The sequence below is a fragment of the Mycobacterium sp. MUNTM1 genome (assembly GCF_054660795.1).
The window spans coordinates 1-1,337 of sequence record NZ_BAAGDE010000134.1 but is presented as its reverse complement, the minus strand read 5'-3'; the positions used below and the strand labels follow the sequence as shown (position 1 = coordinate 1,337).

Annotated in this window: 1 protein-coding gene; it reads right to left on the bottom strand. The window is 69.3% G+C overall.

What is annotated here, in order from left to right; genetic code table 11:
- On the bottom strand, positions 1–1,337 hold a 1,337-nt coding region (locus tag ACYQ8K_RS30055; RefSeq protein WP_459975013.1), incomplete at both ends, for an AMP-binding protein.

Sequence of the window (1,337 nt, the reverse complement as noted above, 5' to 3'; positions counted from 1 at the left end):
AACTTCAGCTGCTCACCCAATTCGGGCGCCAACGCATCGGCGCTCTGCAACGCATAAAACGCCGACGGGGTCTGGCTCAGCACGTTCACGCTTTCGCCAACCAGCAAGGTGTGCAGGTCTTCTGGCGATCGGACCACATCGTCGGGAACGATCACCAGCCGCCCGCCGTGCAGCAGCGCGCCGAAGATCTCCCAGACCGAGAAGTCGAAGGCCAGGGAATGGCATTGCGTCCAGACCTCGCCCGGGCTCAGTTGGGCGTCGACCGCCTCCAAGAGCTGGGTGACACTGCGGTGGGTGGCCGCCACCCCCTTGGGAACACCGGTCGAGCCCGAGGTGTAGATGATGTACGCGATGCTTTCCGCGTCCGGCACCGGCAGGCCGGTGGTGGGTTGGATGCGCGCGGCCGGGTCGTTGACGTCGACGATCGCGCCGTCGAACCCGTCCAGCCGGGGGCGCACCTCGGCGGTGGTCACCGCCGCGACCGGTGCGGCGTCGCCGAGCACGAACTGCAGCCGCGCCGCCGGCACGCCCGTATCGACCGGCACGTAGGCCGCCCCGGTCTTGAGCACCGCCAGGATGGCGACGATCGCCTCGGCCGACCGCGGAATCACCACGGCCACCCGCTCCCCCGGGCCCGCGCCCCGCTCGGCGAGCAGGTGCGCCAACTGGTTTGTGGACTCGTACAGCTCGCGGTAGGTCAGCGATCGCGCGCCGCAGGTGATCGCCACGGCCCCCGGGGCGCTGGCCATCTGCGCGGCGAACAACGCCGGAATCGACATCGACGCCATGGGCGGCACCATGACGATCGCGCGGTTGCCGGCCGCGTCGAGCCGGTCACGCTCGGCGTCCTCGAGCAGGTTGATCGCCGAAAGTCGTTGCGCAGGATCGGCGGTCATGGCGGTCAGCACCCGACGCAATCGGTCGATCAGCGTTTCGATGCTCGACGGATCGAAGACGTCGGTGCGGAATTCGACCGCGCCGCCGATGCCGGCCGGCCGGCCGTCGTCGGTCCAGCGTTCGGCGAGCGAGAACACCAGATCCATCCGCGCGACCTGGGTGTCCAGCGGTAGCGGAGTGACCCGCACGTCGCCCAGTTCCAGACCGGCGGCTGGGCCGTGACGCTGCCAGGGCAAGTTCTGCCAGGCCAACACCACCTGCACCAGCGGGTGATGCGCCAGGTTGCGGGTGGGGTTGAGCCGTTCGACGAGCACCTCGAAGGGGACGTCCTGGTGTTCGTAGGCGGCCAGGCTGCGCTGCCGTACCCGGCCCAGCAGTTCGGCGACGCTGGGGTTACCGCTCAGATCGACGCGCAGCACCAGGGTGTTGACGAAGAAGCC